The organism is Sphingobacterium siyangense, from assembly GCF_023277505.1.
Taxonomy (GTDB): Bacteria; Bacteroidota; Bacteroidia; order Sphingobacteriales; family Sphingobacteriaceae; genus Sphingobacterium; species Sphingobacterium siyangense.
In genome coordinates, this window is the sequence record NZ_CP080574.1 from 132,038 (window position 1) to 157,440 (window position 25,403).

21 protein-coding genes are annotated in these 25,403 nt (G+C 40.4%); 8 read left to right on the top strand and 13 right to left on the bottom strand.

Annotated elements, in window-relative coordinates; genetic code table 11:
• Positions 1-239 precede the first annotated feature (239 nt).
• The gene (locus K2F45_RS00560; protein ID WP_248932778.1) at positions 240-1,142 is read left to right on the top strand and encodes a S66 peptidase family protein; all 903 of its coding nucleotides are present in this window, start codon (positions 240-242) and stop codon (positions 1,140-1,142) included.
• Positions 1,143-1,181: 39 nt separating this feature from the next.
• Here K2F45_RS00560 and K2F45_RS00565 read toward each other — a convergent pair whose 3' ends face one another.
• A complete protein-coding gene (locus tag K2F45_RS00565) occupies positions 1,182-2,012 on the bottom strand; it encodes a universal stress protein (protein WP_248932779.1) in 831 nt (276 codons plus the stop codon).
• Positions 2,013-2,236: 224 nt separating this feature from the next.
• On the opposite strand from K2F45_RS00565, the gene K2F45_RS00570 reads away from it, so the two are divergent.
• Positions 2,237-2,644: a DoxX family protein gene (locus tag K2F45_RS00570; RefSeq protein WP_075990522.1), complete on the top strand. Its 408-nt coding sequence runs from the start codon at positions 2,237-2,239 to the stop codon at positions 2,642-2,644.
• A gap of 146 nt (positions 2,645-2,790) precedes the next feature.
• On the opposite strand, the gene K2F45_RS00575 is transcribed toward K2F45_RS00570, so the two are convergent.
• The 3 genes from K2F45_RS00575 to K2F45_RS00585 form a co-directional block, all read right to left on the bottom strand.
• Complete coding sequence (locus tag K2F45_RS00575) at positions 2,791-3,621, bottom strand: universal stress protein (protein WP_201666879.1); 831 nt, start codon at positions 3,619-3,621, stop codon at positions 2,791-2,793.
• Between the two features lie 335 nt (positions 3,622-3,956).
• Positions 3,957-6,077 carry a carboxy terminal-processing peptidase gene (locus tag K2F45_RS00580; RefSeq protein WP_201666878.1) on the bottom strand — a complete coding sequence of 707 codons (2,121 nt, stop codon included), beginning with the start codon at positions 6,075-6,077 and terminating at the stop codon, positions 3,957-3,959.
• Between the two features lie 207 nt (positions 6,078-6,284).
• Positions 6,285-7,388, bottom strand: coding sequence for a tetratricopeptide repeat protein (locus tag K2F45_RS00585; RefSeq protein WP_248932780.1), 1,104 nt, complete (start codon positions 7,386-7,388; stop codon positions 6,285-6,287).
• A 314-nt stretch (positions 7,389-7,702) separates the two neighbouring features.
• On the opposite strand from K2F45_RS00585, the gene K2F45_RS00590 reads away from it, so the two are divergent.
• Entirely contained in the window at positions 7,703-8,983 is a 1,281-nt protein-coding gene (locus K2F45_RS00590; protein ID WP_120335710.1) for a replication-associated recombination protein A, read from the top strand.
• A gap of 61 nt (positions 8,984-9,044) precedes the next feature.
• On the opposite strand, the gene K2F45_RS00595 is transcribed toward K2F45_RS00590, so the two are convergent.
• The 5 genes from K2F45_RS00595 to K2F45_RS00615 form a co-directional block, all read right to left on the bottom strand.
• Positions 9,045-10,871 carry a PepSY-associated TM helix domain-containing protein gene (locus K2F45_RS00595; protein ID WP_248932781.1) on the bottom strand — a complete coding sequence of 609 codons (1,827 nt, stop codon included), beginning with the start codon at positions 10,869-10,871 and terminating at the stop codon, positions 9,045-9,047.
• Positions 10,872-10,882: 11 nt separating this feature from the next.
• Entirely contained in the window at positions 10,883-11,158 is a 276-nt protein-coding gene (locus K2F45_RS00600; protein WP_075990528.1) for a hypothetical protein, read from the bottom strand.
• A gap of 3 nt (positions 11,159-11,161) precedes the next feature.
• Complete coding sequence (locus K2F45_RS00605) at positions 11,162-11,494, bottom strand: hypothetical protein (protein ID WP_248932782.1); 333 nt, start codon at positions 11,492-11,494, stop codon at positions 11,162-11,164.
• Positions 11,495-11,574: 80 nt separating this feature from the next.
• Positions 11,575-12,804, bottom strand: a complete 1,230-nt coding sequence (locus K2F45_RS00610) for a DUF4374 domain-containing protein (protein ID WP_248932783.1) — start codon at positions 12,802-12,804, stop codon at positions 11,575-11,577.
• 11 nt (positions 12,805-12,815) lie between these two features.
• Positions 12,816-15,170 carry a TonB-dependent receptor gene (locus K2F45_RS00615; RefSeq protein ID WP_075990531.1) on the bottom strand — a complete coding sequence of 785 codons (2,355 nt, stop codon included), beginning with the start codon at positions 15,168-15,170 and terminating at the stop codon, positions 12,816-12,818.
• 264 nt (positions 15,171-15,434) lie between these two features.
• Between K2F45_RS00615 and K2F45_RS00620 the strand changes: the two genes are divergently transcribed.
• Positions 15,435-16,931: a S41 family peptidase gene (locus K2F45_RS00620; RefSeq protein WP_075990532.1), complete on the top strand. Its 1,497-nt coding sequence runs from the start codon at positions 15,435-15,437 to the stop codon at positions 16,929-16,931.
• Positions 16,932-17,121: 190 nt separating this feature from the next.
• On the opposite strand, the gene K2F45_RS00625 is transcribed toward K2F45_RS00620, so the two are convergent.
• From K2F45_RS00625 to K2F45_RS00640, 4 genes are all read right to left on the bottom strand, one after another.
• A complete protein-coding gene (locus tag K2F45_RS00625; protein WP_075990533.1) occupies positions 17,122-18,036 on the bottom strand; it encodes a hypothetical protein in 915 nt (304 codons plus the stop codon).
• 176 nt (positions 18,037-18,212) lie between these two features.
• Entirely contained in the window at positions 18,213-18,428 is a 216-nt protein-coding gene (locus tag K2F45_RS00630; RefSeq protein ID WP_172840626.1) for a hypothetical protein, read from the bottom strand.
• Positions 18,429-18,649: 221 nt separating this feature from the next.
• The gene (locus K2F45_RS00635) at positions 18,650-20,305 is read right to left on the bottom strand and encodes a hypothetical protein (protein WP_083663429.1); all 1,656 of its coding nucleotides are present in this window, start codon (positions 20,303-20,305) and stop codon (positions 18,650-18,652) included.
• A 119-nt stretch (positions 20,306-20,424) separates the two neighbouring features.
• The gene (locus K2F45_RS00640; protein WP_075990536.1) at positions 20,425-20,613 is read right to left on the bottom strand and encodes a hypothetical protein; all 189 of its coding nucleotides are present in this window, start codon (positions 20,611-20,613) and stop codon (positions 20,425-20,427) included.
• A 595-nt stretch (positions 20,614-21,208) separates the two neighbouring features.
• Here K2F45_RS00640 and K2F45_RS00645 point away from each other — a divergent pair.
• The 4 genes from K2F45_RS00645 to K2F45_RS00660 all read left to right on the top strand — a co-directional run bounded on the left by K2F45_RS00645 (position 21,209) and on the right by K2F45_RS00660 (position 25,389).
• A complete protein-coding gene (locus K2F45_RS00645; RefSeq protein WP_075990537.1) occupies positions 21,209-21,793 on the top strand; it encodes a helix-turn-helix domain-containing protein in 585 nt (194 codons plus the stop codon).
• 658 nt (positions 21,794-22,451) lie between these two features.
• Entirely contained in the window at positions 22,452-23,651 is a 1,200-nt protein-coding gene (locus K2F45_RS00650; RefSeq protein ID WP_075994573.1) for an OmpA family protein, read from the top strand.
• Positions 23,652-23,682: 31 nt separating this feature from the next.
• Entirely contained in the window at positions 23,683-24,189 is a 507-nt protein-coding gene (locus tag K2F45_RS00655; RefSeq protein ID WP_248932784.1) for a thioredoxin family protein, read from the top strand.
• A 51-nt stretch (positions 24,190-24,240) separates the two neighbouring features.
• Entirely contained in the window at positions 24,241-25,389 is a 1,149-nt protein-coding gene (locus K2F45_RS00660; RefSeq protein WP_248932785.1) for an MraY family glycosyltransferase, read from the top strand.
• Positions 25,390-25,403 lie beyond the last annotated feature (14 nt).

A 25,403-nucleotide genomic window follows, 5' to 3' on the forward strand; every position in this document is an offset into this window, starting at 1 on the left:
GCTTGTTATCGTAGAAATATTATTCAAAATAGCGGTAGAAAACTTAGATAAATTTACGTTTATTTGTACATATAAGCACAATATATCAAGTAAATTTATAATCGGACTTTGCAATGTAGAGGTCCTTTTTTTTGAAAGTGTTTGATGTTATTGGCCAGAAAGATTCTTCAGTTCGATTGCATAGCTGTTGCTGTCTTCGAAGCCATGAAGTTTTTGTTTGATCATTAGCGATAAAAAAGATGTCCAAAATACCTGATTTTCTGAAAGAAGGCGATAAAGTAGCTATCGTTTGTCCTGCGAGTTTTATACGTGGCTCTATTGATGTTGGCATAAAAACATTGGAGAACTGGGGGCTGGAGGTTGTGGTTGGGAAGACTGTTGGGACATCGTTCCATCAGTTTGCCGGAGATGACAATTTACGCGCTGCTGATTTGCAGTGGGCACTTGATGATCCGTCGATTAAAGCGGTTTTTGCCGCGCGCGGAGGTTACGGTTGTGTTCGTATTGTCGATCAGATAGATTTTTCAAGCTTTGAAAAAGATCCCAAATGGTTGGTGGGTTTTAGCGATATTACCGTATTGCATAGTCATATTCAACGGAACTATAAAATTGCAACAATACATGGGCAGATGCCAAAGTCTTTTGAAACGGGCACAAAAGCATCGTTGGAAACGTTAAAAAATGCATTGTTTGGCCATACTATGGATTTTACCTACGAGCAAACGTTATTCCCCAATCGTGCGGGTAAAGGCGAAGGCAAATTGGTTGGTGGAAATTTGGCGATTTTATTATCTGTACTTGCGTCGGACTCGGATGTCAATTACAAGAATAAAATTTTATTTATTGAAGACGTCGGTGAAGCCTATTATTCCATAGACAGAATGTTATGGGCGTTGAAACGCGCAGGAAAACTAAAAAAATTAAAAGGTCTGATTGTGGGAGGGTTCTCTGCCATGAAAGACAATGATCCTACTTTTGGGCAAAGTGTTGAAGAAATTGTGTGGGATAAAGTGAAAGAATATGATTTTCCGGTGGCTTTTGGCTACCCTGCCGGGCATATTGATGACAATCATGCCCTGGTATTTGGCCGAAAAGTAACATTGGAAACTACCGATAATTCTGTTCAGTTAACTTATTTGTAAGCCTAACTGAACAGAACTTTTCCAGACCATATATCTTGGTTAACCTGAATGTACGGGGATGACCATCATCGCAGCATGGCTTTTCCAAGCCATCTTCTGCGCTATACTTGTATTGAATATTCTGCTTAATAAGCCTTTATCCCGATGGAAAGTGACCATCATGTCGATGTGATTTTCGTTGATGTATTGGTTGATTCCTGAAGCAATGTCTGCATTGAGGATATAGCTATAGATGGGATGATAAGGAGCCAGTAAATCCTGCATGGTTGTTATTTCGGCATTTACTGCTTTATTTGCAGGGTCTTCTTTAGTCACATGGACGACATAGACCTCACTTTTCCGTAATACTTCGGCGGCATTAACCAAAAGACGGTTTAATTTTAGTTTTACCTCTTTGAGATTGGTGGCGATCAACATCTTTTTGGGTACCCGAAATTCTGCTCGTGCGGGGACCACCAGTAATGGTGTGTGACAATTTTCGATCAGCTTGAGGGTATTGCTCCCAAGAAGCAGTTTCTTTAAACCACTTTTACCTGCAGTTCCGACGATAACAAGGTCAATGTCCTCCTCAGCACAGGTACGGTTTACACCATAGCTCAGTTCATATTCCTCAAGAACTGATTTCCAGGCAATGCCCTCAGGGAAAAGCAATATCAGTTCCTGTTGCCAGGTATTGAGATCTTTTTGTTTTTCTTCCAAGATTTCTGAATTGCTGATAACAACAGGTTCAGTACCAACGGTAGGGATTACTTCGTATGTGTGGTATAGGACAACTTTTTCAATGCCCCAAAGTGGAGCTAATTGTGCGGCATATCGAGCAGCAGCATAGGCATTGTCCGAAAAGTCTGTTAACAAGAGTAGGTTTTTCATCCTTTAGTTATTTGTTGATCCATAATCCGTGGCTAAGGTTTTTTACGCTGTCTTAGCCGTTCCAAAGCATTATAATCGGGTCTATAGTCATCAAATTACGCATTAAGTATTATAAATGCAATAGCTTTATTTATTATGGTGAGTACTGTGAGGGGTTCAATTTAAATAATTTCATTAATTTAGGGAGATCGGTAATTCAAGTTTTAATAAATTAAACGTTTTTTATGGCAATTTGGAATTCATTGGGTAAATATAGGGATACGGGACTTTTGGTCTTGCGTGTTGGACTTGGGGTGATGATGATCATGCACGGTCTGCCCAAATTGCAGGGCGGTCCTGAGCTCTGGGCAGGTGTCGGAAAATCAATGGGTAATATTGGTATTCATTTTATGCCTACCTTTTGGGGTTTTATGGCAGCTGCAACCGAAACTGTTGGGGGCCTATTTTTACTGCTGGGGCTCTTTTTCCGACCAGCGGCATTATTGCTTGCATTTACGATGGTCATCGCTGGATTAATGCATCTTTCTAAAGGAGATGGTATCTCTGGTGCATCACATGCGATTGAGCTTTGCTTTGTGTTTTTAGGACTTATCCTTGTTGGACCGGGTAAACATTCGGTTGACAAGAAATAAGAGACTCCCCGGTAAGAGATTTCCCGGAGGAAGAACTATACGACAAAAACGCCGCAATGTATTCTAAATTGCGGCGTTTTTGTCGTATAATTTGTTTCTATTGGACAACGAGTCCATCGTTGTTGATATTTACAAAGCACAGATTTCTACGATCTATCCATGGGGATCACCAGTAAGTTGGCAGCGCCATTCCAGGCTATTTTTTTAGAAATGCTTGTTTTGAATAAGCTCGCTAATAGTCCTTGCTTTTTATGGAATGAAAGTATGAGATCAATATGTTTCTCTTTGGCATATTCTTCAATACCTAGTGCAATATCATCATGGCTGATGTAGTCATAAATCGGATGATATTTGTCCAGGCGTTCATGGAGATGCTTTAATTCTTGTGCCAAGTCTGCTGCTGAACCTTCTTTTTTAGCAACGTTCAAAACATACAATTGTGCATTGAAAGTATCTAAAACCTGATCTAAATTGAATAAATCCAGCTTTCTGTCTACCTCCTTCAGATCGGTTGTAGCCAACACATTTTTGGGGACGGCAGGATTTACCTTATGGGAAACGATAAGCATGGGCTTATTGCAGATGTCCATCAGTGTAATGGCATTACTTCCGACGAGGATCTTTGCAAAACCTGTTTGTCCGGTGATACCCAATGCGACAAGGTCAATGTCGTGCGATTTACACATGTCATTGACTCCCAATGGCAGATCAACATCTTCCATCTGATGTGTTAGTTCCACTTGTGGAGGGAACAATAATCTAATTTGGTCAAACCATGCTGTCAGTTCTTTCTCTTTGGTCTCTTTTACCTCATCATTGACAATGACAATAGGTTCGTTATTGACAATGGTAACACTGTTGTACGTATGGTAGACAATAACCTTTTGAGTTTTCCAGGCTTCTGTGCATAGGGCTACTTGTTGTGCTGCCAGAAGAGCATTTTCTGAAAAGTCAGTTAACAGGAGGATACGTTTCATGATATTCTTTTTTATACGTTTAACTTCTATAACCTGGTTGGTGCATCCTGTCCTGCAAAATCTTTAGCGTATGAGCTATGGGAATCATTCGGACTTCAAGCAGTACCGGTATATTACTAAAACAATGAATGTAGCGATAAGTTACAAAGAAAACGTGAATTTAATGTTAAACTCTCCCTATTGTGATGAATGTCATAAAACCTTCACGGCTTTGTAAGACACCAACAGCGATGAAAGCGAACTGAAGGTTCTTTCTGGCCAATAAGATCAGACACTTTCAGAAAAAAAAAGGCAACCGCGATTACGGTTGCCTTTTTTTAGAGAGAGAATACGTTCTATTTTTTTGCTTGAAAGTTGATGATATAATCGGTCATCACTTTGGCACTTTCATCTTTCACAAAGTCAAGATCGATTTTAGGTTGGGACTTACCTTCCTCCCAAGCTGGTTTACCCTGCAATTTCAGTAAAGCGTTGATGCGGTCTCTATTTTTCTTGAGGTTGTCATCTTTCTCTTTTTTGAATTTGTTGAGTTCCAATGGAATTTTAACATCCTCATCTTTTTGAGCTTCTTCAATATCCTCTTTCAGATACTTATATTCCAATGAGTTTTTAATGCGTGCCTCATGCATTGCTTCTAATTTTTTGTCAACAGTACTTAGATCAGCTACTTTTTTGAAGTTGCTCGATTGGATCTGATCCCAAGGGAGTGCTGATTTTTCTGAGCTCTCGCCAAATTTCTCTGCAGAAAACTGAGAAGGGAATACGATATCTGGTGTAACCCCTTTATGTTGTGTACTACTACCGTTTACACGATAGAATTTACCTAGTGTGATATTGATCTGTCCATATTGAGGAGCACCTTCTGGGGTGTCCGGATCTTTTTCACCTGAGGCTTTTAGCAGTAAGCGGCTGGTTGGGCTGATAACGCGTGACATATCGATTGCCGATTGCACTGTTCCTTTACCATAACTTTGAGATCCTAAGATAATACCTCTTCCATAATCTTGAATAGCACCGGCGAAGATTTCAGAAGCCGAAGCCGAGAAGCGGTTGATCATGATGCCCAGTGGACCATCCCAGGATACACCCGCGTTTTTATCTTCTTCGACATCGATGTTATTTTTTGTGTCTCTTACTTGTACAACTGGACCTTTATCGATAAATAAACCTGTTAAATCAATTGCTTCCGGTAAGGAACCGCCACCATTGAATCGCAAATCGATAACCACAGCATCTACTTTTTCTTGTTTCAACGTGTCTAAGATTAACCTAACGTCTCTCGTTGTGCTCTTATAGTTTGGATCGCGTCTTCTGTATGCTTCAAAATCCATGTAGAACTTCGGAATATTGATGATACCCACTTTGTACGTTTTTCCATCGGCACCTTTGACGTTCATAATCTCTTTTTTCGCAGACTCTTCTTCAACGACGATTTTCTCACGTACTAAAGATACAATGCGCGGATGAGAGTTCATTGGCTGACCAGCAGGTATAATTTTCAGGCGAACAATGGTTCCTTTTGGACCTTTGATTTTTGCTACGGCTGCATCAAGTCTCCAGCCAATAATGTCTTCGAATTCACCATCTTTTCCTTGGGCTACAGCAATGATTTTATCATTGACATGAATGCTCTTGTCTTTGAATATTGGTCCACCAGGGATAATTTCGAAGATGCTTACGGCCTCGTTGTCGACGACAAGTCGTGCTCCGATTCCTTCAAACGTATTGGCCATTCCTTCATTGAATGCCTGTGCAAACGAAGGGTTAAAATACGACGTATGTGGGTCAACAGCATCTGTCAATGCTTGCATGACCACCTGAAAAGCATCGTTGGCATTGGTTTTCTTTGCCTGCGAGATCAAATTGACATAGCGTTTCTTTAGTGTTTCCACCTGTTTAGTCCTCGCGCTGTCGGTCGATTTACCACTCGCGGTTTCTAAGTTGAGCAGATCATATTTTACACGTTTACGCCATTGGTCGTTGGCTTCATCTGCTGTTTTGAACCAGCCTAATTTTTCACGGTTAGGTTGGTAATACTCATCCTTCGTATAATCCTGTTTCTTATCGATTTCTGAAAGCGCATATTGCATTCTGTCCAGGTATCTCTTTGAATAGACATTAAAAATATGGAATGCAGCAGAAAGATCTCCATTTTTGATATCCTGCGCAAGATTGTTTCTGTACGCTTGAAATTCATCAATATCCGCTTGAAGCAAATAATTTTTTCCTTGATCCAAAGTTTTGATTAGATTATCGTATATGATACCCGATATCGAATCATTCATTTTGACCTTTTTGTAGCTCGCATTTTCCAATAATCCCGAGACTTCTTTAGCGATAATTTGATGTTGTGTGCTTGGTTTAAGCCCTCCATCATCAGGAAGCGCCACTCGTGGTTTTGAACCACAAGAAACAATGGATACAACAAAAAGTGCAAATATGAGTTTCCTAAACATATTTTCGACGGTTTTAATAATCATTCTTTTTAAAAAATATTCAGCTCCTATTGATGAGCGTGCTAAATTTAGTGAAATTCGTAGCACATTATCGCAGAATCTAAAAATTTATTTGATTTATCCTTCAATATTTACAAAAAGCTTAAAATCTCTTTGTAGACTGCTCTTTCAACAGACCAGTAGAAGGGGTAGATTGTTTTAAATGTTTCAATTGTACAATTCATTTTTTAACTGCGTATAGGCTTTGTAGGTCTGATCAGCAGATGGATAATCTTTTAGCACAAGATACACCTCACCCAGTTTATCCAATATAGCAAGTGAGAGCTGTTTGTTATTTTCATCTGACGCCAGTTCAGCGGCCTGTACAAATTCTTTGATCGCCACCTTATAATTACCATCTTTTTGCTTCGATGAGGCCAGCAAGTATTCGATTTCAGCGAGCTCGCTACTTAGTTTTTTTGCATTGGCCAAGTCGCGGGCTTGTAGCAGAAACCACTGAGCCTCGGTAAATTTATTTTGCTTAAAATAAATTTCAGCAAGCATTTCCCATGCAAAAATCTTCCCTTCATAGGCTTTGGCCTTATTGAGTAAAGGGATCGCACTGCGGATAATATTATTCTCGGCAGCTTTATAATTTCCCTGACCGGCTCGTGCCATAGCAAGTAAAAGCCAGGCGTTGGCTTGGTCTGCATAGCTTTTGCTCTTCATCGCATAGGTATGATAATTTTGTGCGCTCTCTTCAGCACGTACAAAGTCTCCACTATACAGCTGGAAATTGCTGATGTTCATATTAATTGTAGCAATATCATCCCTGTTATCGGTACGATTTGCCAAGGAAAGCGCCTGATATAGAAATTTTGAGGCATTGCTGCTATCGTTATTTTTAATTGAAAATAAGGCTGCTTCATTGGCAAGCGCATAACCCGCAATCCAGTTTTCAGCCTTTGTCTGCGTCTCTATAGCGCTATCCCAGCTATTTGCCGCCGTAGGCATGGGGTTCATCAAATATTGAAAATGGCCCAAGTTATTGGTGCTCCGCAGTTGCAATAGCAATCGCTGGAGCAGGAGCTGCCTGGCAATTTCTTTGCTGAAAGACTTCTTGTCGGCATAATTCTCTGCTAGTATTTCATTGGCTGTTTTTGGAGGTGGTAAAAAATAGACCTCTGGACCGATACCTTTAAAGGTAGCATCGTATTGTTTTATTGCGCCCGTATAATCTTTGGCAGCATCCTGTGCGATTACCTGACATGGTATATTCATGAAAGCAGTCAAAGCGGTAAATATAGAAATCCAGTATTTTGTCATTCTCATAAAATATTACGTTATTATTAACGTCTACATAAATTTAGCTAAAGGACATATTTGAGCAATCTACTACTTAATTCGATAAACCTGTACGGTCGGTTATGCTCTGCCAAAAGCAATTTACATATATAATAGAGCAAATATGACGAAAAATTGTGTGAAAAAATGTTAAAGTAATATCGAACGGCGAATGATGCCCCTCAAAACTATGCTTGTGAAAGCTTGATGCTTATTACTTTGCAGAACTCATAATAGAAGAGTTTGGATGAATAAAGCTAAAATATTTAGTCGCTGTGCTGTTTAATTTTTAACTTTGTGTTATGGCGACACGAATTCCATTAGCAGAACGACTTAGACCGCGGCAATTGAGTGATTATGTGGGACAACAACATATTGTGGGCCCAGATGCGGTACTCTACCATGCGATCCAGCAAAAAAATATTCCATCCATGATTTTGTGGGGACCTCCCGGGGTCGGAAAAACAAGTTTGGCCTTGCTGATCGCAAGAGAGCTGGACCGGCCGTTCTTTTCATTAAGTGCGATTCAAGCAGGGGTGAAAGATATTCGTGAAGTCATCGAAAAAGCCGAACGGCTGATGAACTTCAACCAAGATCAACCCATTTTATTTATTGATGAGATTCACCGTTTTTCCAAGTCGCAGCAAGATTCGCTTTTAGGTGCTGTTGAACGCGGGCTGGTGACACTGATTGGTGCAACAACAGAAAACCCATCGTTCGAGGTCATTTCTGCATTGCTCTCGCGTTGCCAAGTGTATGTATTGGAACATCTTTCGGAAGAAGATCTTATTGGATTGATTCAAAAAGCATTACATGAAGATGAATATTTACAGAAACAAGCGATTGTTGTAGAAGAATATGAGGCCTTGTTGCGGCTTTCTGGTGGCGATGCACGTAAATTGTTGAATGTTCTCGAATTGGTTGTGAATGCTGCAGTATTGCACAAAGAGCCAATTACAAATGCTTTTGTATTGAAGCAGGTACAGCAAAATATGGCCATTTATGATAAAGCGGGTGAGCAGCATTACGATATTATTTCGGCCTTTATTAAATCAATCCGCGGGTCTGATCCAAATGCAGCAGTATATTGGCTTGCTCGGATGATCGAAGGCGGGGAGGATCCGTCGTTTATTGCACGGAGGTTGTTGATTTTAGCTTCTGAAGATATTGGCAATGCCAATCCGAATGCCTTGTTGCTGGCCAATAATTGTTTTCAGGCTGTCAATGTCATTGGGTGGCCCGAATCACGTATTATTCTTTCGCAAACAGTGATCTATTTGGCGACTTCTGTCAAGAGCAATGCTTCGTACGAAGCAATCAATAAGGCACAGGCTTTGGTGAAACAAACGGGCGATCTATCGGTTCCCTTGCATATCCGTAATGCGCCGACCAAATTGATGAAGGATTTAAATTATGGTGCCGAATACAAATATGCACATGCTTATCCGGGAAATTTTGTCATTCAGGAATTTCTTCCCAAAGAAATCAGCGGTGTCAAATTGTATGAACCAGGGCAAAATTCGCAGGAGGAAAAATTAAGACAGAGTTTACGGGACAAATGGAAAGAGAAATATAAGTATTAATGTGGGTATAGCAAAAGGCGAGCGTTAAAGCTCGCCCAGTGCAGATATGAACAACGAAATTTTAGATCTCTGTAGCAGGTTTGTTTTTTAGGGCAAACGCTCTCTTTGGCGGCACTGGACTGCCTGTACCAGTTGCACTGTCGCTATCGCTGCTATTGCCAGACTTCGTATGGCCTTTGGTAGTTGCTCCAGTAACTTTTTTGCCATTCGCATTTTCCTTTTTTGCCGTTTGTAACATCTTTTTAAAGATGAGTAGTCCGATTATTCCCAAGGATAACCATAGTAGATCTACCAGTAAAATGTCATTTGAGCCTAAGCGATAAGTTTCCCATATCCAGTTTCCCGTTTTCATCCCATTCACAATAGGTACTGCTAAAGACAATACCGAGCCAAGTAGGAGTGTTTCTAAGTTTGTTTTCCCTATGTTACGTCGGATAATGTAAAACACACCTAATGCCAGCCAACTATAGAAATACACATGGAATATAAAAGGCTGGTCCACTTTCGTCGCCAGCTTGACCGCGATAAAGGTTATTGCGGTGACAGGGAACATCGTTAGGCAGCTGGCCATAAATACATTGGCAGCCCAAAAATTAAAGATACGTTTGCGCTTTGGGATATTATTTTTATCCCGTGCGACCAACCAGATCAGTATGCCCGAAATGATGACAAAACAGCCCATGATACCCAGCACAAAATAAATGATTTTGACAGGATAGCCGCCAAAATCCGCAAGATGCAAACGGTAGATGAACCCCTTCATATAATCTAGATAGGAACCGTTTTCTGCTGCGGATTTTTCAAAAAGGATCTTATCATCGGCTACGCGATAAATCAGCCTGCCCGAACCAGCAAAATTTTTATCAATATCAGCATCATATAAGGCAACAACATGCATGCTTTTGTCGCCGTAGTTTTTGATAAAGATGCGGTTCATATGGCTATTTGGCCATTTGTTCTCTACTTTATCTAAAAAATTCCCCATGTTGAAAGCTGTGGTGAGTGGTTCATACAAATAAGTATATTTTGTATTGTCGTTGTAACCGAGCGCAGCATAAACCTCATCCTCCTTACCATCGTATAGGTATTTGCTAAAGGGAATAATCAGTACCGAGTTCACAATCAGCACGATCCCCGTCAGCGCATACATAAACTGGTAAGGGAATCCGATCACACCCAAGGCTGTGTGCATGTCCGTCCATACCGTTTTCCATTTATTTCCGGGCCTAAATACAAAGAAGTTTGATTTGATTTTGTCCCAGTGAAGCATTAGACCTGAGATCAATGCGAATAGGAAGATAAAGGATACTAGTCCAGCCAGGGTATAACCAAAAGGGCGCCCGATATTTATTCCGATCTGGTTGAGCGGAGCAAGGAAATGGAGGCGATAGAGAAACTCCCCCATCGTGTAGCTATCACTATAATCTGACGGTTTTTTTGTGGCAAGGTCATAGGTAAAATACATCGAGTCCTCCGCACCACGGCGCCCACGCCCTCGTTTTTTCTTTTTTCCTTCCTCTACGTTCGCTTTTCTATTCTTTTTTTCCTCCAGTTCTTTTTTTGCCGCCAACTCTTTGGCCTTATTAGCAATTATCGTATCCTGCGAGGTACCTATATTGACATAACTTGCATGGCCGTTATGTTGCATATAGAACGCAATATCCCTGCCTTTGAGTTCTTTGATCCGACCAATGGAGTCCAGTAGGTGGTCAAAAACGATATTTCGGTAGGTTCCACCTTTGTCGGATTCATTTTTTTGCCAGGCATTGATTTCATTTTTAAAAAAGGAAAAGGAGCCGGCGAAGAAAATTACATATAAAATGGCACAGATGATTATTCCTGAGATTGTATGCGTATTGAAATAGATATTATAACGTCTTAGATTCATAATTTAGGTGATTATAGGTAGATAAATATGCTATAGAATATAGCAATAAGAAGCAGGTAAATGCCCCATATTATCCAACCGTTTCGTGAAAGAAAGGCGATAAGCAATAGCACACCCCAAGCGATAAAACCTGTAACATAAGCCGTAATCAAAATGTCTGTTTTATCAAATACTTTTGTTAGGCAAAGATGGAGATATAACATCACGAAATAACCACCAAAGAATCCGGCGGTCAATTTGAGGAAACGTTGGAATGGGCTGCTCAGATATTTTTTATTGGCCGGCATGTTTTAAAAAATAAAAAATTCAAAAAGAAGGGCGATTAGAAGGACAGCTGTCAGTTGTTTCCACTGAAAATATCGATAGGGCCATAAAAGTACAACTAGGCTGAAGAATCCCATGGTATAAGCGCCAAAGGCCAGTGTTCCTGAGAGTATGCCCTGCAGATAGATGGTCAGTATCCATGCCAGTCCGAGAAGGACAATGGCTAATATTCTTGAGCGGTTTTTATCTTTTGCAAGATTCAACAAGAGGCTGGGGCCTTGTGTTATTTTGACCTTTTCGGAGGAACAGTACCAGAAAAAGCTACCGGTGAAAATAAGCAGCAATAAAAATGTGTACATAGTGAGTTCTGTTGATTTATGGATATACCCAATATGCTATGAATTCGCATATTGGGTATACGATTATCAGTTAAGAAAGACTAGTCTAGGTGTTCGATTGCGGTAATCGTACCACCTTCAACTTTTAAGCCTTTGGTCGCTGTTGCAGCCGAGGCATCGATCTTATACACATAGCTCTCTCCAGAAGTCAGGTTTACGCCAATGTAGCCTGTTTTGCCATCTTTTTTGCTATAGTTGTTTCTTTGGGTAAATGATTTTACCTCATCTGCTTTTGGTAAACCCGATACAATTTTAAATGTTTTGTCTACGACGTTTACAGCTGCAATTGTTGTCGTCGCGCTGTAAGTGCCATCGGATTGTTTTTTCTTTGAACTTACGATGAAATTATTTCCGCCAACATAGGTCCAGTTAACGATGTTATAACCACCAGAAATCTCAGCCACATTGAAGAAATAGTTTTTATCAAATTCCGTCGTACCTGATGCGATACGTAAAATAGCGGGCGGGTTTGTTGACGTGATTTTGGTAACGTCACCAACTTTTGACGTGGCATTTGCTGCGGAGAAGGCATAAATATCACCATTTTCTACTGTACCTAGACCGTTGGTAAAGTACTGGCCTACATAGCTGGTACGCTCATCTGTAAAAACTTTTTCAAGTTTCATCTCCGGATAAGAAAATACTGCAACCCATGCTTTGTTTGGGTATGCAGTAGTAAAGGATGAACCTTGGATACAAAAGAATGGCGCATATACTTTATTACCTACTTGCGTCAACCAACTGAAATAGCCAATTTCGCCATTGTTGGCCAGTTCCAGCGCATTCAATGATCCTTCTCCCACAATAGACAGGCTATTGGTGTTGACTCGGTACCAGGTGTGAGTTGGTGCCGCCAGATTTCTGGACATTTTAGTCATCAATACATCTTCTTTGACCGCCGCAAATGCGGCTACAGTTTCCGACTGAAAATTTGTCAATTTTTTTAACTTGCCTTCTGTTAAATTGTAGGCCGTCACTGCTCCTGGATTACCTTGTCCGTATAAGAAGCTGAAGAATTTGTTGTTAGTTGTCAAATAATAGCGGTAAGTTCCGTCTTGCTCGATTCCGTTACCGAGGATCGAAACTGTTCCCTCATCAAGACTATTAGCCGTAACCAGGTAGTCTGCTACGCCAGTGCTTGCAATTGGAGTTACTGCAACGATATATTTGCTGCCACCATCAGTGCTTTCGCCTCCAGAAGATTCGCTTTTTGAGCAAGATCCGAATAAAATAGCTGCTGCTAATAGGGAGAATAGAGATTTTGTTTTCATGTTTGAAATATTTATAAATTATTTTGTTTGTTGAAGAAATAACGTAAGTTGAGGTAGAAACCGCGGCTTGGCTTTTGTAGACTGAAATTGTCAACCAAACGGTTGTCCGTGAGGTTTTTGCCTTCCAGAGCAATATTGTACCGACCATTTGCGATGGAGTATACCACATTGGCATCTACACTTAACTGTGTCGGGATTTTTCTCTTTTCAGCATCTGCGTCGGTAGAACCTAGGCCTGGCCAATACAACCAAAACTCATGAACATACAGGAGGTTGGCTCCAACATTTAACCGGTTGTTTTTGCCTCCGAGCTCTGGAAAAATAACTGACGCGTCCAGATTGCCAAATAGATAGGGAATATTTGGCATCTGATTTTTGTATAGTGGACTTACGCCTGTGTAACCAGGCTCTACTTTTTGCATATTCTTGACAGATTGATAAGTGGCATTTAATCCAGCCATAAACCATCTTTTGTGCGAGTAGCGCAGATCTAAGTCGCCACCGATTGATCGAACGCCATCTCTATTGTCCGATACATATTTGGACTGGTTGTTGTTCAACCGTTGATAAATAAAGTCGTCCGCGTGACGATAGAAAGCATTGGCTATTAAGGCGAAGCGATTGTCCGGATTCAAATTGAAATCATAAAGTACCCCTAAATTCATGTTGTTGCTTTTCTCTGGTTTCAAACTAGCATTTCCCTCGTAATTTTCTACATCACCAAAAAGTTCTGTTGGTGTAGGCATTTTGGTTGTGAGTTCATAAGATCCCTTGATCTGTAAAGTCGGAGCTAGGTAATAAGAAAGGGCTGTTCCATATCCTAATCTTGAAATGTTCTTTTCCAGCTCATTATTGCCGCTCGTATTATGTTGGTTGTAATGTTTTAAAAAGGCATTCAAACTAAATCTATCTTTGATATCGTATTGATAACCGAAGGATAAAACATTCTTTTGACTTAGCTGAGCACGTTCGTTAGCTGCGTTCTGTGGATTTACCTCATCCTGACCGCTGCGTTTGAAGGTATTAAATACGTTTGTCAGTGATAGACTTTGTCTTTCCGAAAGTTTATAGTTAATAATGGCATTTGCTACCCCAGCATTGTTTTTGTATTTGTACATCGAGTAGGAACGTTCGCCGCCTGGTCCGTCGAGATTTTTTCTATTGCCATACCAGTCGAAACGGGCGTGAACAGTGTCAATATTCTGGTTGCTTCCCAAATTGATGTTTCCATTGATGATCACATCTAGTCCTTTGGTCAGGAAGTTGTTCTTTTTATACTTAAATGTCGGCATTACCGTAGTACCTCTATTGTGCCAACCGCCAAAGACAGATACCATACGAGCTCCTGTTTGTATTTCCTTATAGCTTTGCCCTAGGACGACACCAAAGAGAAGTTTATCTGCATAAGGTTTATTAACGATACCGATATTCGCGATAAGCGATTCGTTATGGTAGGTATCATGGAATCTTTTAAGTTTAACTCCCTCTTTATAAACCCCAGTATTAATGTCAGCTACGTCGACGGTGACTTTATAATTATTGTCAGAATAATTTTGAAACGCATTCAATTGGAAGTATAAGCCTTTCTTTGTTGTATGAGCCGCATTAATCACGGTACGGTGTGTGTTAAAGGATCCAAAAGAGTAGCTGGCATCTACATAACTGTTCATGCGGTCACCTGTAACAATATTCACTGCCCCACCTAAGGCATCCGAACCGAGCCATACTGGTACGACACCCTTGTAAATCTCGATCCTTTCTGCGATATTGATTGGAATATTATTAATTTGGAATGCCGACCCGAAGTTCTCCATTGGGATACCGTCGATAAAATAACGAATCTGATCCCCATTAAAGCCATTCAGCATCAGATTGAAATTAGATCCTACACCACCGGATTCCCGGACTCGTACACCTGCCACACGATCCAAGGCACTTGAAATATCCATTGTGGTATTGTATAGTTTTGTCGCATCGACTGCCGTCACATTAAAAGCTTGTCGATTCACTTCCTGAGCTTTGGTGCGTCCAAAGACTTCGACCTGATCAATTTCTTTTTGATCCGATATCAACTCAAGGTTTAAATTGTTCTCGCCCGTTTTAAGAACGATGGTTTTTGATAGCTTTTGGAAGCCTACAGCCGAAGCACTGATTGTAATGCTTCCCTCTTTGATATTTTTGATCTCATAGTATCCATTTTCATCAGTTGATAGGTTGACTTTCCCTATTCGCACGGTTGATCCCGCGATGCCCTGTTGGGTCTGGGTTTTTACAAATCCTTTGAGTGATGCTGAGAACTGTTGTGCGTTTACTGTGCAGTGAATAAAAAGGAGAAATAAGATACTATGGAACTTTATGTTTTTCATGATGGATTGATCCGATGATCGTTTATACACTTGTTAAATATTTATTTAGATTAATTATAAACAACGCAAATGTATGAATATTCTTTTTCCTGACAAATCATTTGTTAAAAAATGTTATTTTCTTAAAACCTTTTTTTCTTTTCGGCTGTTTTATTAACGTTTTTCAATAGGTAGTAAACACGCTGGCACTCTCCATAGTTAGCGTGTTTTTTTTATTGCGGATCAACTTAAATTATTTATGTTTGTTTTACAAATGTTTCAACTATGAACTTAGAGCCTTTAAAACAAACAGGACGTTTGGCCACCATAGCACTGACTGGACTTTTTGTCTTTTCCTGCAAAAAGGATAATCCTAAACCCGAGCCCGAGCCGGAACCAGTGGAGCGTACCGAAGCACAGCTGATTAAGGATGATATCTATAAGTATTATAAGTTATATTCACTTTGGGATAAATCCATTCCTGATTATACCAGTGATCCTTCTCAATTCACGGATAAATATGGTTCAGCAGATTTGGTGCTCGATGCGCTGAAGAAGATGACGCCAGCACATACGGCTTATCCAAATGGAGTCTTTGACCGATTTTCCTATATGTTGGGACTAGATGGTTATAATACCGGAGCAGCCGCTTCTGGCAGGCTTAAGATGGATACGAACGATGGGTACGGTCTTTATTTTCAGTTTGGAACAGAAGACGGTAAAATTGCTTTTCCTATTATCTATTTTGTAGAAGGTGGTTCACCCGCGCAAAGAGTAGGTTTAAAACGGTCGGATTATATTACTGCTGTAGGTAATGACACAGATTATTCATTGGCTGTAACCTGTGAGGGCGAGAATTGTAGCTTTAATAGAAGCGATATGGATAAAATTCAGAACAAACTGAATGCTGCCTTGGACGCTGGTACACTTAAGCTTCAGGTGAAACATCAAGACGGGACAACAACCACTAAGGATCTTACATACGCGAATGGTTATACCATTGACCCGATCTATAAAGATTCGATCTACACGTATAATGGAAATAATGTTGGGTACCTCGCTTTATCGTCTTTTGAGGAAATTGAGAATAATAATGTCAATCAACAAAAGATTGATGCAGCTTTTGATAAATTCCAGGCTCAGCAGGTTAAAAGTTTAATTGTTGATTTACGCTACAATGGCGGTGGTTATGTTGACGCTTCTGCTTATGTCGCCGATAAAATTGGCGGAGCCATAACGAAAGGAAAGCTGATGCTAACCTATGAGGTGAACGATTATATTAAAGCGACACCGAGCATCAATAAAATGTTTCAGGATACCAAGTTTGAGGGCAAAAGCAATCTGAACTTGAGTAAAGTTTATTTCCTGGTGAGTGACCGTACAGCATCGGCAGCGGAAATGTTAATTAATGTGCTCAAGCCCTATCTGCAAGTTCAGATCATAGCCTCTGGTGCGCGTACATACGGTAAACCTGTAGGCTTTTTTGAGCAGGTTGTCCAAAAGAAGGTGTCTTTCTGGCCAGTTTCCTTTCTTTTGAAGAATTCTGCGAATTTTTCAGACTATTGGGATGGGTTGGTTCCCGATAAAAGCAATATAACAGATTACGTGTTTGTCGATGTAGGCGATAAGAAGGAGACCATGCTGGCGACAGCATTGAACGATGCAGCACCGGGTATAACCACCAAAGCTTCTATCAATGCAGTAAGCCGAAAGGGCTACCGCACGCTTGACCAAGGCGAGGTTAATATACGACCAGACCGTGGCATGATCAAGAAACGTTAATCAAGGAACATTCGCCTTGTGTTCGTACTTTGTTCGGACAGCGTTCGGGGCTGATCAATACGTGTAGAAACTTTGTGCAGATCCTGACCAGATAATTCCTGTTCAGGATCTGGTCAAGGTCTGTTGCATATTGGGTCAAAGTCTGTCCGCATCCGAAGCAGGTACGAACAAAGTACGAATCTGATCCCTTTTATTCGTTCGAAAAAAGATAAGAATGGCACAGTTCTGCTGCGGCAGCATCCGGCAAACATTTTAAGTAGCCAACAGGAACCTGAGCGATGATTTTTTCAAGAATAGTATTCATGTTGGAAAATAATTCCTTGTTCCACCGGATGGAAGTACAGCTCGGCAATACAGCGATAAAGCCTTTAAGTCCAGTTTGCCATTCGAACTCATTCTTAGGAGCCTGTTGCAAGCGAACGAATCCTTGTAAGGGCAGTTGTTCATTTTTATAACACGGCGTCTTGCCGCTCCAAGGTGTTCCATAAATTAATATACCTTCATCGCTTATTCGAATAGCTGGATTATCGTCGTTGAGTAAAGAGGTGTTTGGGATATGTTTTAACCAAAGGCGGCTATGTGTACTCTTACCGGTACCGCTCTTGCCTAAAAATGCGACACCTCTGCCGGCGTGGTTTGCAACAGAAGCGTGGATCATGATGGTGTTATGCAGTAGGCTGGCTTGCCCAAAGATCATCATTGCCATCCAGGTAATAACGCCGCCCTGTTCATCCGCTGTGCTTGCAGGAACATAAAGTAAAGAACGTTCAAAGTTGCGGTCACTTTGGAGGTACCAGATCCCATTGCCCTGTTCGTTGCTGATTGTTGTGATGAAAGTATCCTCTTTTTCATAAAAGCGAAATCGATCTCCCCATGCAATGGACTCGTCTGTCCGAAGTATACCCATATCCTCAGGTATCGGTGCTTTTGCTACACTGAAAGTGATACTAATGTCTGTTTTTTCGGTGGGGTTTAGCCATTGGAAGTCGCGAAACGAAGGAAGAAGCTGGGCTAGCGGATAATCTGCAGGATGATTAAACTCCAGTATTAATTCCGCGATGCGGTAGCGTGTCTGGGATAATGTTAATAGTTCCGGTATCTCCATAAATGCAATGTAAAAATGAAATTCGTCGTTAAGTATATTGATAAAATCGGTTGTATGAAGGCATAACAAATTCAACCTACGGGCAAATTACAAAACAAAATCAAAAGTTTCATAAAAAGATCGTCTGATCAATTTGTTATGCCATAGATTGTGACAGATTTTCTAAACTAATGGACTCATTTACTTTTCTTATCCGATAAGGTCGTGCTTTTTTTGAGCTTCTGTATCCTTCTTAATTCTTGAATGATACTAGAAGGGAGTATTTCGTATTTTTCTACAGCTTCTTCAATAAATAACCTACCTTCTAATATACTGGCCACTGCCATCTGAAGCCTTTCTTTGAATGGGGGCTTCGCAGCATTATGATCTTCTTTTTTGCGTTTACTCTGCATGTTGATAAGTTTAGGATAATATGTGTCTTTTGTTTTATTATTTTGTTTAAAAAGCCTTAAAGTTTCTTTTAAAGAAAATATAATAACAGAAAATAGCTCTAATGAATTTGTATTATTAAGTTTAAGATTGTTATGACTTTTTAATGAGAGGAATATTAATTTGGATATAATAGACTGGATAGCCATTAAGCTTTTGGCTACCCAGTTTTTTGATTTAGTTTTTAATTATTGACAACTTGTCTTACACAACGAATATTTCTTCCTTCCATTTTATCCAAGTTAGGATAAGTAACATTTCCCCAAGAGAAAAGCCAAGCCAATCGAGTAAAGGAAGATTTAACGGCATAGGCTGTGTTTGTATCGTAATTATTTGAAGTCCAATAATGGCATTCACCAGCAGCCAATGCACCCAGTAAAATACCAGCAGGGCTTCCAGATACAGAGCTTCCGCCAAGAGAGGATGCTTTGGTACGGTACCCTCCGAAGGATAGCGTGAGATTGTTGTCGTCATAAGCGGCATTTGCAGGGTTATCACTGTCACGATTCCATATATAGGCATATTGCGCGCCCCAAAGAAGCCCTAAAATTTCTTTTTTATCATCAGGTTGACCAATGGATTCCCATTCTTGTTTCGTAGACATTCGCCAGGTGCCAGCTGGATAAACCGAAAGACATGGATCGGTGTTACCGGAAGCCCCTGTCGGAGTGGCGGATTTCCAGTTCCAGAATTCTGTATCTTTCGTAGCAGCGGTTGATCCACCGGGATTCGATTTTAACCGGTAGCTGTCTGTGTGGGATGCATCATAGATCAAGTTTGATCGTGCCCACAATACGCCCTTCACTTTAACAGGCGATTCGATCAGTCGGATACTCATCGAGTAGGTGGACCCAATCGTTGGGGTATATGCATTTGGGAAAGTGTATGTATTTGCATTGAATGTACGTATGCGAGCATCGTCTAATGTGACTTTTAAGGTGTTAAATTTAATCTTTAAGCTATTAGCTGCGATAGCATTGGTATTTAAGGTGAAAAAATTGGCAATTTTTACAGTCCCTGTTGGGTTGCCGCTATCTTCGACCATTGCTGAAGCCAAGACTGCACTATTCACGTCAACCACATTAGTAAATTGTCCGGTCAATATATTAAAGTCGCCCATTTGCAACACCGTCGTATTGCTGCTTCCTTTTACCAATGACATACTTGTGCTGTTCTCAATCGTGCCAAAAAGACCACGAACGTTCAATTTTGCTTGAATGCGTGAAGTCATCCGTTTGAATATGATGTCAAGATAATTTGCGCCATCGAGTGCATTGAAACTGCCCGATGCATACAGAACATCTTTATTTTCAAGGCTCGAACGGGCGATGATACCCGAGCTCGGAACATTAGGCATACTGCTATTTTTTTGATTCAAGGATACGGCATACCAAGTGTAGGGTTTGTATGCGACAAGCTCGATCTGTGGATTTACGCCAGAAGTAACTTCCTGATTATAGACTAATGTATTAGTATTGTCGTATATTACTAAGCGAAATTTTACGCCTGTATCCATAATGGAAGCGGCAGCCTTTAATCCATTTGTAGTTGCCTTGCTTGTCGCATTAGCTGCTGTCTGAATCACAGTCGATGTTTGCTGTGCCGCTATACTTGCTTCTTCGGTATTGATTAATGCGTCTACATCACCCAGCGAGACAATGGGCTGTGCAGATGTGCTTGTGTTGTCATTCGCCGCAGCTTTTGTTGCGGCTACAGCCAAGTTGCTCGAAACGACCTCTTCAATACCTTTGACGCCTACATTTAATATGGCTCCTTTAACTGATGGAGTCTGCTCTTCTTTTGATGAGCAGGAAAAAAATGCCGCTGCTATGCCTAGCATGAGCAGAGGTTTATATGCTTTAAATATGTTCTGTAATGACATAAGTGTTGTATTTCATTTGAATGTTTAAACGCGATTATTGATACTCTTATTTTTCTATCGTTTTGCGATACGACATTTTATATATCAAAATCTTTGCTGTTATTGCCTTTATCGGTCCAGTCCTCGACTTTAGGGTTGTTTGGTGTGGAAGAACTCCCAGGATTAATTGTTCCTACGGAAGTTGCCGCAATACCTTGCTCCATGTCAATAGCCAAAATAGACAGGTTGGGAGCACTGTAAGGTTTACGTGTTAATTTTCTTTTCATTATTAAAAAATTTAAAATGATCGTTAGCTTATCGCTCTGTAGTAAAATGGCCGTTATTGCTTACGAAAGTATTAATATGTTTTTTGGAATGGCTGATAATCAATGTTTTTAATTATTTAAATAACGGATCGGCCACAAGTTGTAGCGGAACAGCTACAAAATGAAAATTAGATTTTGTTATTTCAATAAGCATCTTTAACTATAATTGCGTATTTGAATTTAATTGTCGTTAACCGAAATATGGATGGAGTTAATAAGAATTTGGTACTTAAGGCTAGCTAGATAGGCAATTAAACATTGACGGCCTACTTAGTTTTATTGATTAAACTATTTGCATGAGAAACAAGAAAAAAATGTTTAAATAAAAATTATTCATTCATGCTTGTGTCGAAAGTAAGAGAAGATCTTTATTCTGTGGCTGTTCCGCTACAAAGTAGTAGTGGCACTACTACAAAACTACTTGTAAACGAAATAAAGCATACCGGTAATACCTTTTTAATGCAAATTAGTATCGTCTATATTATTATGGGTGCTCTAAGTTGCTAGAACAAGAGCCAACTGATGAGCTAATTACAAGCCAAATTGATAGTAGAAAATGAACTTGGAAATGGATTATAACGACTTATTTACGCTGATTAACTGTATTCTTTCAGTGGTGAACTTTATGTTGTTGATATTTTTTGTACTACGCTATAAGCAATCTCGGCAAAACCTTAATAGGAGTTCTATTCCACTGGTTGACGAAAATGTTATGGACAACAGCAAAGAACCAGAGATAACATGTGTGAGAGACGAGCTCAAGCGCACAGAAGTTCTCATGAGTAAGGTGACGGAAGACCGCTTGGTTGAGCAGTTTGAGAAAGCGCAGGCTGCCCGGTTTTTCCTAAAAAAAGGCGTCAGCTTGCAAGATCTCGCTGATTTGTTAGGGACCAACCAGCGGTATGTATCTTATATTTTAAATCGTTACGTTGGGCTGGATTTTAATAATTATATACAGCAGGCTCGTATTGAATATTTGATTCATTGTGTCGAACGTGATCCGGATCTGCTTAACGTCAAATTCTCTGTTTTGGCCGAAAAGGCCGGCTTTTCAAGCATTAGCAAATTCTCTTCTGTATTCAAAGCGGTAAAGGGTATTCCGCCCTCGGAATATTTTCAACGTTTGCGCATGTCATTATAGTGGCTCACCGCGCATTTAAAGATTTCTCTCTTCTTTACTGTAGCTTTTAAAGTTTTATTCTCTGTAATACATATTACTTCTATTCTCCGCTATTGAAAAATAGAGCACATTCTAGGTACTCGATTCTTTTTAATATTCCTATTAGTACACTCAATTAAGCGGCATCCGAACTATCAGATATCACAATATATGTCGTTATTCTATTTTAACAATGGGGATAAGGAGATGATTTGGTTCTTCTTTTTTAACCATACGTTATAGTTAGCGGAAATCTATTCGCTAATCTAGTTCTATTTGGTGAATTAAAGAATTACGCGACATGGAGTTGGTTTCTATTTTGTAGCTTAATCGCTACATTTTGAGTGTGTTATGATTTTTAGCTATTTTAGAGGCTTACCACTGGCCGAAATTTGATTTCCATTAAAGGAAAAAATGTCTTTGCTAATAGGTAAATATATGTTTCAAATTTCTTCAATCCGGTGTTTAATACATGATTTCCTTTAAATTAAACCTTGTTCCCTTCATTTTTTCTGAAAATGGAAAGTCATAGGTATTAGACGCTATAGCGCATTAAAAGTTTGTTTTGGCCAATTTTGTTGAGAATAACAAAGCAATATTATCAACTATTATTAAACAACTATTTTGACCGAAGATGATTTTGAAAAAGACACTCTTAATGCTTTTAGCTGTCGCGGGCGCCAAGGTTGCCCTGTGCCAGCAAATTGATGTAAAGCCAGATACGGTAGTCTCCGTATCTAAAGATCGCTATCAGATCGAAACAAACCGCTTCTGGGACAACTGGTATATTAATGCCGGCGCTGGTGCCCAAATTTATTTTGGTGATCACGATAAGCAAATGAAATTTTCCGAACGGCTGACACCTAGTTTTGAATTCAACCTTGGCAAATGGTTTAGCCCAGGAATTGGAGTAAGGGCAGGTGTTACGGGCTTTAAAGTGAAAGGACTGACACAAAATGGAAGCCATTCCACCGGCGTTCAGTATGCAGGAAAACCTTGGGATGGATATTGGCTATACAATCAGGAATTTAATTATTTCCACATCCATGGAGATGTATTATTCAATTTATCCAATATCTTCTCAGGCTACAAAGAAGATCGTTTTTATAACATCAGTCCTTACCTAGGATTGGGCTGGATGGTTACAAACGATGTCCCTTCTCAAAAAGAAGTAAGCGCCAACATTGGTATATATAACAGTTTTAGGCTCAGTGATGCCCTTGATCTTACGTTTGACGTGCGCGGAGCTATGGTAAACGATCGATTTGATGGTGAAACCGGTAACCGTAGTCAAGACGGAAATCTCAGTGCTGCACTTGGACTGACGTACAAGTTCAAAAAGCGGGGCTGGAAAAAACCGAGCGCTGTTGTGATCACTTACAGTGATGAACTTTTAAATAGTCTGCGCGAAAGGGTACGCAAGCTTTCTGAAGACAACGAATCGTTAAAAGCACAATTGGCTTCATCGCAAGGCAAAACCATTACCGATATCCGGGTGGAGGAAAAAATATTGGCTGCACCTATACTCGTTACCTTCCCGATCAATCAAAGTGTTGTGAGCAACGAAGCCCGTGTCAACTTAGGCTTTTTTGCGAAAGTGATTCAGGCTGGGAATAAAAATATTACGTATAAAGTGACGGGCTATGCAGACAAGGGGACAGGTACTAAAGCCATTAACGATCGTCTGAGCCGTGAGCGTGCGAAGGCTATTTTTGATGTGTTGGTGCAAGAGTTTAATGTGTCACCGCAGCAGCTTGAGTTGGGGTATGAAGGAGGTGTCGAGAATATGTACTACGATGATCCACGTCTAAGCCGCGCAGTCATTACCATAGCCAAATAATCTGTTTCTAAAGTAGCCTATATCTATTCAAATGAAGTCAATCTATTTATATCTCGCTTGTATGCTTTCAATTTCCTTGTTCGCCTGTCAGGGCAATGGCCGTTATCCTGATAAGCAGCAGGGAAAATTGAAAGCTTCACCAGCAGCGTATGAATTTATAGACATTGAAGGTACAAGGCACTTGCTGAAAGATATTAGGGGAAAGTACAAGCTTCTGTTATTTTATGATCCTGCCGCTGCGGAAAGTCAGCAGGAAGTTGTTGCCATGAAGCAATCTGTGCCTTTGGCGCATTTAATCGCATCGGGCAAGGTAAATGTACTGGCTATCTGTGCCTCTGGCGATCTAAGTTTTTGGAGTACATATCAGAAGCATATTCCATCCCGCTGGATCAATGGATTCGATATTAAAGGGGAAACTCGTATGAAATCCTATTTTGGGATCAATTCCTTTCCTCGGCTGGTCTTATTGGATGATAAGAACGAGCTGGTTAAAATGGCGGTGAGTCATGATTCGCTGATTAATCTCCTTGAAAATTAGATATAAACGGGCATTGACCTAGAATTTTTATAACAATAGATTTAGATAACCATGAACAGTTTGGAGTTGATGAAGTATGGGGCTGTGCTTTTGCCTTTTCTTTGTGCCATGCTATTGAGCTGGGGGATGCTCCCCTATATCTTGCTGATTTCTTACAGAAAACGTTTGTTTGATCCCGTAGATTCGCGAAAATTGCACCAGCATATCATCCCCAGGCTTGGGGGTGTAGCTTTTGCGCCTATTCAGTGCTGTATACTTGTCATCACTTTTGTCAGTCTGTATAAGCTCAATATCGGCAATGTCGATCTACAGGTAGCTTCTTGGATCATCCTGCCAAGTATGGCTTTATTGGTATGCGGTCTTGTTATCCTATTTATGATCGGTATCGGCGACGACCTGATCGGGGTCAGTTACAAATGGAAATTTGTCGCCCAGATTATGGTAGGCTGCCTCCTACCACTTAGTGGTGTCTGGATTAATGACCTATATGGGCTGGGCTTTATTATTAGCATTCCGGCCTGGATAGGAATGCCATTTACGGTATTTGTTGTAGTACTGATTATCAATGCCATTAATCTGATTGATGGGATAGATGGTCTATGTTCCGGTGTGGTGACGATAGGGTTGGCTGTTTTGGGAATTCTTTTCTCCTATTATGGCGCTTGGCTACATGCAATTTTTGCGTTTATCACCGTTGGCGTGCTACTTCCTTTCTTCTATTTCAACGTTTTTGGAACGGTACGGCGCAGGCGGCGCATATTTATGGGCGATACCGGAAGTATGACGCTGGGGTTTTCCATTGCTTTTCTGGTGGTCAGTTTCGCTATGAACAATCATTTTATCAAACCTTTTTCGGAAGGAGCCATTGTGGTCGCCTTTTCGACCTTGATCGTGCCGGTACTGGATGTGGCTCGGGTGATGTTTGTACGTTGGCGTACCGGTAAGCCGATCTTTAAACCCGATCGCAATCACCTTCATCACAAATTGCTGCGGGCGGGATTGAGTCGCCATAGTGCCCTCATTTTTATCCTCCTGATGACGCTGCTTTTCTGCTTATTTAACATCCTAGCAGTACAGTACGTCAGTAACAACCTGGTTGTGCTGATCGATCTGCTCTTTTGGGGTGGCTTTCATTACCTGTTCAATTTACTGGAAAAAAGACAGCTCATCGCTAGACTGCAATTATTTATCAATCTATAGCAAGTAAACATTAA

Bases quoted from the DNA above. Each gene is read 5' to 3' on its own strand.
- K2F45_RS00615 (WP_075990531.1), bottom strand. From the start codon at position 15,170: ATGAAAAACATAAAGTTCCATAGTATCTTATTTCTCCTTTTTATTCAC.
- K2F45_RS00570 (WP_075990522.1), top strand. From the start codon at position 2,237: ATGGCAATTTGGAATTCATTGGGTAAATATAGGGATACGGGACTTTTG.
- K2F45_RS00645 (WP_075990537.1), top strand. From the start codon at position 21,209: ATGAACTTGGAAATGGATTATAACGACTTATTTACGCTGATTAACTGT.
- K2F45_RS00605 (WP_248932782.1), bottom strand. From the start codon at position 11,494: ATGTACACATTTTTATTGCTGCTTATTTTCACCGGTAGCTTTTTCTGG.
- K2F45_RS00595 (WP_248932781.1), bottom strand. From the start codon at position 10,871: ATGAATCTAAGACGTTATAATATCTATTTCAATACGCATACAATCTCA.
- K2F45_RS00585 (WP_248932780.1), bottom strand. From the start codon at position 7,388: ATGAGAATGACAAAATACTGGATTTCTATATTTACCGCTTTGACTGCT.
- K2F45_RS00575 (WP_201666879.1), bottom strand. From the start codon at position 3,621: ATGAAACGTATCCTCCTGTTAACTGACTTTTCAGAAAATGCTCTTCTG.
- K2F45_RS00635 (WP_083663429.1), bottom strand. From the start codon at position 20,305: ATGCTAGGCATAGCAGCGGCATTTTTTTCCTGCTCATCAAAAGAAGAG.
- K2F45_RS00560 (WP_248932778.1), top strand. From the start codon at position 240: ATGTCCAAAATACCTGATTTTCTGAAAGAAGGCGATAAAGTAGCTATC.
- K2F45_RS00630 (WP_172840626.1), bottom strand. From the start codon at position 18,428: ATGCAGAGTAAACGCAAAAAAGAAGATCATAATGCTGCGAAGCCCCCA.
- K2F45_RS00610 (WP_248932783.1), bottom strand. From the start codon at position 12,804: ATGAAAACAAAATCTCTATTCTCCCTATTAGCAGCAGCTATTTTATTC.
- K2F45_RS00655 (WP_248932784.1), top strand. From the start codon at position 23,683: ATGAAGTCAATCTATTTATATCTCGCTTGTATGCTTTCAATTTCCTTG.
- K2F45_RS00625 (WP_075990533.1), bottom strand. From the start codon at position 18,036: ATGGAGATACCGGAACTATTAACATTATCCCAGACACGCTACCGCATC.
- K2F45_RS00565 (WP_248932779.1), bottom strand. From the start codon at position 2,012: ATGAAAAACCTACTCTTGTTAACAGACTTTTCGGACAATGCCTATGCT.
- K2F45_RS00580 (WP_201666878.1), bottom strand. From the start codon at position 6,077: ATGTTTAGGAAACTCATATTTGCACTTTTTGTTGTATCCATTGTTTCT.
- K2F45_RS00660 (WP_248932785.1), top strand. From the start codon at position 24,241: ATGAACAGTTTGGAGTTGATGAAGTATGGGGCTGTGCTTTTGCCTTTT.
- K2F45_RS00640 (WP_075990536.1), bottom strand. From the start codon at position 20,613: ATGAAAAGAAAATTAACACGTAAACCTTACAGTGCTCCCAACCTGTCT.
- K2F45_RS00600 (WP_075990528.1), bottom strand. From the start codon at position 11,158: ATGCCGGCCAATAAAAAATATCTGAGCAGCCCATTCCAACGTTTCCTC.
- K2F45_RS00620 (WP_075990532.1), top strand. From the start codon at position 15,435: ATGAACTTAGAGCCTTTAAAACAAACAGGACGTTTGGCCACCATAGCA.
- K2F45_RS00590 (WP_120335710.1), top strand. From the start codon at position 7,703: ATGGCGACACGAATTCCATTAGCAGAACGACTTAGACCGCGGCAATTG.